Annotated in this window: 5 protein-coding genes; 3 read left to right on the top strand and 2 right to left on the bottom strand. The window is 69.7% G+C overall.

Annotation, left to right across the window (positions count from 1 at the left end; all coding sequences use genetic code 11):
- From ACSAMQ_RS19935 to ACSAMQ_RS19925, 3 genes are all read left to right on the top strand, one after another.
- The coding region (locus ACSAMQ_RS19935; RefSeq protein ID WP_435397325.1) for an FAD-dependent monooxygenase at positions 1–798 on the top strand (798 nt) is incomplete at its 5' end.
- A complete protein-coding gene (locus ACSAMQ_RS19930; RefSeq protein WP_435397324.1) occupies positions 795–1,994 on the top strand; it encodes an FAD-dependent oxidoreductase in 1,200 nt (399 codons plus the stop codon). The genes ACSAMQ_RS19935 and ACSAMQ_RS19930, both read left to right, overlap by 4 nt.
- A gap of 106 nt (positions 1,995–2,100) precedes the next feature.
- On the top strand, positions 2,101–2,427 hold the full coding sequence (locus ACSAMQ_RS19925; RefSeq protein ID WP_435397323.1) for a hypothetical protein: 327 nt from the start codon (positions 2,101–2,103) through the stop codon (positions 2,425–2,427).
- Between the two features lie 145 nt (positions 2,428–2,572).
- On the opposite strand, the gene ACSAMQ_RS19920 is transcribed toward ACSAMQ_RS19925, so the two are convergent.
- Positions 2,573–3,886, bottom strand: coding sequence for an MFS transporter (locus ACSAMQ_RS19920; protein WP_435397322.1), 1,314 nt, complete (start codon positions 3,884–3,886; stop codon positions 2,573–2,575).
- An 821-nt stretch (positions 3,887–4,707) separates the two neighbouring features.
- Positions 4,708–5,019: hypothetical protein (locus tag ACSAMQ_RS19915; RefSeq protein WP_435397321.1), on the bottom strand; the 312-nt coding region annotated here is incomplete at its 5' end.

The following is a 5,019-nucleotide window of genomic DNA, read 5'->3' as shown; positions in this document are numbered from 1 at the left end:
ATCCTGCGCGCGCGCCTGCTGGTCGCCGCCGACGGCACTCGCAGCGGCGTGCGCGAGGCGCTCGCGATCGGCGCCGACGAGTACGACTACGGCCAGACCCTGTTCGTGACCCGGTTGCGCGGCGAACGCGCGCCCGACGGCACCGCCTACGAGCGGCTCGGCGCCGAAGGCCCGACCGCGCTGCTGCCGCGCGGCGATCGCCACTACGGCCTGGTCCACAGCGTCGCCACGGCCGACGCCGACGAAGTCGCCGGGTTGGACGAAGCCGGCTTCCTCGCCCGTGTCCAGGACGCATTCGGTTGGCGCGCCGGGCGCTTCCTCGCCTGCGGCGCGCGCAGCCTGTACCCGGCGATCCGGGTGCTCGCGCGGCGCATCACCGGGCCGCGCGCGGTGCTGGTCGGCAACGCCGCCCAGACCATCCACCCGATCGGCGCACAGGGTTTCAACCTCGGCCTGCGCGATGCGATGACCCTGGCCGAACTGATCGAGCGCCGGCTCGCAGCCGGCGGCGCCGACGGCAAGGTCGATTGCGGCGACGCGGACCTGCTGGAACGTTATGCGCAGCGACGCGCCACCGACCGCGAGCGCACCGTCGCGTTCTCCGACGGCGCGGCGCGGCTGGCCGCCAACGACAGCGGCCTGATGCGGCCGCTGCGCAGCCTGGGCCTGTTCGCGGTCGATCGCCTGCCGAGCGCGCAGTCGTTCCTGGTCGGCGGCGCGATGGGCTATCGCGGCGACGTGCCGGCCTTGTGCCGCGGCGAGCACGACGACCTGCATGCGTCCGGAGGCCGCGCATGAGCCGGCGCGATCTGCTCGACGTGGTCGTGGTCGGCGCCGGCGTGGTCGGCGCGGCGGCGGCGCTCGCCTTCGCGCGCGACGGCCTCGACGTGGCCCTGGTCGAAACCCGCGAACCGCCTCGCTGGAACGCCGAGCGTCCGGACCTGCGCGTATACGCTTTCGCCCCCGACAACGCCGCTCTGTTGAACGATCTGGGCGTCTGGTCGGGTGTGCGCGAGGCGCGTCTGCAGCCGTATCGCGCGATGCGCGTGTGGGACGCGGCCGGCGGCGGCGAACTGCATTTCGATGCCGACGCGTTCGGCCGCCGCGAGCTCGGCTGGATCGTCGAGCACGCCTTGCTGGTCGACAAGCTGTGGGCCGCATTGCCGACGGCCGGCGTGCGACTGCATTGTCCCGACCAAGTCGATTCGCTGGAACTCGACGCGCCCGACAGCGTCGGGGTGATCCTCGACGGCGGGCGTCGCCTGCGCGCGCGGTTGGTGGTCGCCGCCGACGGCGCCGAATCCAAGCTGCGCCGCCTCAGCGGCATCGACGCGCCCAGCCACGATTACGGCCAGCGCGGCCTGGTCGCCTACGTCGACAGCGAACTGAGCCATGAAGCGACCTGCTGGCAGCGGTTCCTGCCGGGCGGGCCTCTGGCGTTCCTGCCGACGCTCGGCGATGCCGGCGCGCGCGATCGGCGCAGCTCGATCGTCTGGACCCTGCCCGAAGCCGAAGCCGAGCGCTTGCTCGCCAGCGACGACGCGGCGTTCCTGAGCGAACTCGAACGCGCCTTCGGCGGCCGCCTGGGCGCCTTGACCCGGGTCTCGCAACGCGCCGCGTTTCCATTGCGCCGGCAACTGGCCGAGCGCTACCTCGCCGGCCGCGTCGTGATCGCCGGCGATGCCGCCCATGTCGTGCATCCCCTCGCCGGGCAGGGCGTCAACCTGGGCCTGCGCGACATCGCTGCGTTGCGCGGCAGCCTCAAGCAGGCGCAGCGGCGCGGGCTCGACCTGGGGTCGCCGACCCGCCTGGCGCGTTGGGCGCGCGAACGGCGCAGCGAGAATGCACTCGCGGCCTACGGCTTCGAGGGCTTGAACCGGGTGTTCTCGAACGACGGTGTCGCCGCGACCCTGCTGCGCGGGCCTATGCTCGGCCTGGCCGGCAAGCTGCCGCCGCTGACGCATTATTTCTGGAAACGCGCGGCGGGGTTGTAGCGCTGGCATCCGGCGCCGCTCCGCTGAGATCGACCCGGTCACGGCCGGCCGTCGAATCGCGGCGCACCGCTGCGATACGATCGTGCGCACCGACATGGAGCGTACGATGAAGCCAATCGATGGATCGAAATGCCGCCGCTGGCTGCGCTGGTCGGTACTGCCGATCGTATCGATGCCGCAGTGGGCCGGCGCGACGAGCCAGTGCCCGCCCGGCACCGGCGAGAAGGGCCCTGTGTTCTGGGCGCTGGGCTTCGGCATGCTGGGCCTGTTCTTCGTCCTGGGGCTCGCGGCGGTATTCGGCGCGGTCCGCGCGACCCGCGGCCTGAAGTGGACCCGGCGACTGCCGCTGTTGCTGGCTGCGCTGGTGGCCATGCTCTGCCTGTGGACCCTGGGCCTGTGGCTGTTCGGCAACTACTTCGTCATGGTCTGCTGACCCGCTCCGACGATGACGTGCTTACTGTCGCCGCTGCTGGCACTTTCGGCCGCGGCTCGTGGTGTTGCCCCCGTTTGACGAGGGGGCGAACGGCCGCGCAGCGGCCGTGGGGATTTGCTTCGGCTGCGAGCTGAAGCTCTCTCGCTCAATGCTCGTGAAACCGCCGGGTGGTCCTCAGCAGGTACACCGACACCAGCACCCCGATCACCGCCACCGCCATGACGTAATACGCGGCGGTCATGCCGCCGAATCTCGGCGCCAGGACGCCGATCAACGGCGGCGTCAGCGCCCCGAACACCGCGTAGGCGACGTTGTACGAGAACGACAGCCCGGAGAAACGCACCGGCGCCGGGAAGGCGGCGATCATCACCGCCGGGATCACCCCGACCACGCCGACGAACACGCCGGCCAGGGCGTACAGCGCCAGGAAATTCGCGCCGCCGTGGTTGAGGTCGTAGTACAGCGCGTAGCTGCTCGCGAACACGCCGAGCGAACCGATCAGCAAGGCGCGGCCGCGGCCCAGGCGGTCGACCAGCAGGCCGCCGGCGATCGCGCTGAGGGTCAGGCAGAACGCGGCCAGGCTATTGCCGAGGAACGCGCGTTGCGGAGCGATGCCGAACTGGCTCTGCACCAGGGTCGGCGTCATCAGGACGATCACCACGATCGCCGCGGTCAGCAGCCAGGTCACCAGCATCGACAGGACGACCCCGGCGCGATGGTCGCGCAGCACCTGCTTGAGCGGCAGCTCGCGCACCAGTTGCCGGCTCTCGCGCATCGCGGTGAACACCGGCGTCTCGCTGAGCCAGCGCCGCAGGTAGACGGCGAGAAAACCGAACACACCGCCGATCAGGAACGGCACCCGCCAGGCCCAGTCCAGGACCTCGGCGGGCGCGAACCAGGTGTTGATCGCGGTCGAGATCAGCGAACCGATCAGGATGCCCGCGGTCAGGCCGGCGGTGAGGCTGGCACAGGCGAAGCCCACCCGGCCCGGCGGAGCGTGCTCGGCGACGAAGGTCCACGCGCCCGGCACCTCGCCGCCGATCGCGATGCCCTGGACGATGCGCAGGAACAACAGCAGCAGCGGCGCGGCGATGCCGATCTGGGCGTAGGTCGGCAACAGGCCGATGCACAGGGTGGGCAACGCCATCAAGAACACGCTCAGCGCGAACATGCGCTTGCGCCCCGAGCGGTCGCCGAAGTGAGCCATGACGATGCCGCCGATCGGGCGCACCAGGTAGCCGGCGGCGAAGATCCCGTAGACCTGCAGCTCGGCCAGCCATCCCGGCATGCCCGGCGGGAAGAACAACTGCCGCAGCGTTGCGGTCAGGAACACGAAAATCACGAAATCGTAGAACTCCAGCGCGCCGCCGAGCGCCGACAACAGCAGAGTGCGCGCGTCCTTGCGGTCGAGCCGGCGCGTGGGGACGGAGACGGACGGCGACACGGAGCTGGCGGTCATAGGTCGGGCAGGGCGGGCGGCAGGTGGAGTCGGGCACTATGCCGCAACGAGGGCGGGGTGCAAGCAGGGGCTGGCGGGTGGTTCCTGCCTGGAGTTATCCCATAAGGGTGTTGCCACGTATCTGTACCTGCATGAGCGGCGTGAGTCGCGACCGAGGGACGCGCAGTGGCGACAAGGCCGTTCTCGTTCGTCGAAGCGGGGTGCTTTCGCCGGGGTAGGAGGGGCGCAAGACGCGACATCGTTGTGATGGTCTAGCGCGTGGCTATCTAGCAAGATCGGGATCGACATCGACATCGACATCAAGATCAAACCCAAAGCTTCCGCCACTAAAGCGGCGGGCTACTTTCTTTTGTCTAAGCAACAAAAGAAAGGTAACCAAAAAAGTTGCTTCTTTTGAATCAAGGGCCCGCACGAGCTGTGCTTCCGCAGGGATCTACGTACGGGACGTCTCTGTCCCGATGAAAAACGGCCTGCATCCATGCAGGCCGCCCTCCGGGTCTTTAGCCTTCGCGAGTGCGCGGCGACGCACAGCAACAGCCAAACAACAGGAACCAGAGGGCGGCGACGCCATCCCCTGTAGGAGCGGCGTGAGTCGCGACCGCGGACGCGGGGAAACAACAAGGCCGATGCCATCCATCGGAGCGACGTGCTTTCGCCAGGGTAGGAGCGGCGCAAGCACGCGACCGCGAATCTTCGGCTGACGCCGCGGGTGAAGTTGCACGGTCGCGGCTCGCGCCGCTCCTACAGGCGTCGGTGCGCTGCACAAACACGAACGCCCCCGTTTCCGGAGGCGTTCGCGGGAGACGAAGCTCCGATGACGATCAACGCATCCAGCCCGACAGCTCCTTCTTGCTCAGGCGCCCGTTGTTGTCGACGTCGACTGCGCGGAACTCCGCGGTCAGGGTCGCGTTGCTGCGCGCTTCGGCGCGGCTAAGGTTGCCGTCGTGATTGGCGTCGAGGGTGTCGAAGTCGATCTTGTACTCGCCGACCACCGAGTTCGGCGGACTGGAGGTGATCGTGACCTGCGGCTGCACCGGTGCGACCGGGGCGGGCGGCGGCGTCGGTTGCGGCACCGGGTCGGTCTGCTGGGTGGCTTCGGCGGTCGCTGCCGCGGCGGCCTGCGCCGCCGTGGT

It is taken from the genome of Lysobacter sp. 1R34A (assembly GCF_051217035.1).
In the GTDB taxonomy this organism is placed as follows: domain Bacteria; phylum Pseudomonadota; class Gammaproteobacteria; order Xanthomonadales; family Xanthomonadaceae; genus Lysobacter.
The sequence above is the reverse complement of the archived record's forward strand: the minus strand, read 5'-3'. Positions and strand labels throughout refer to the sequence as shown.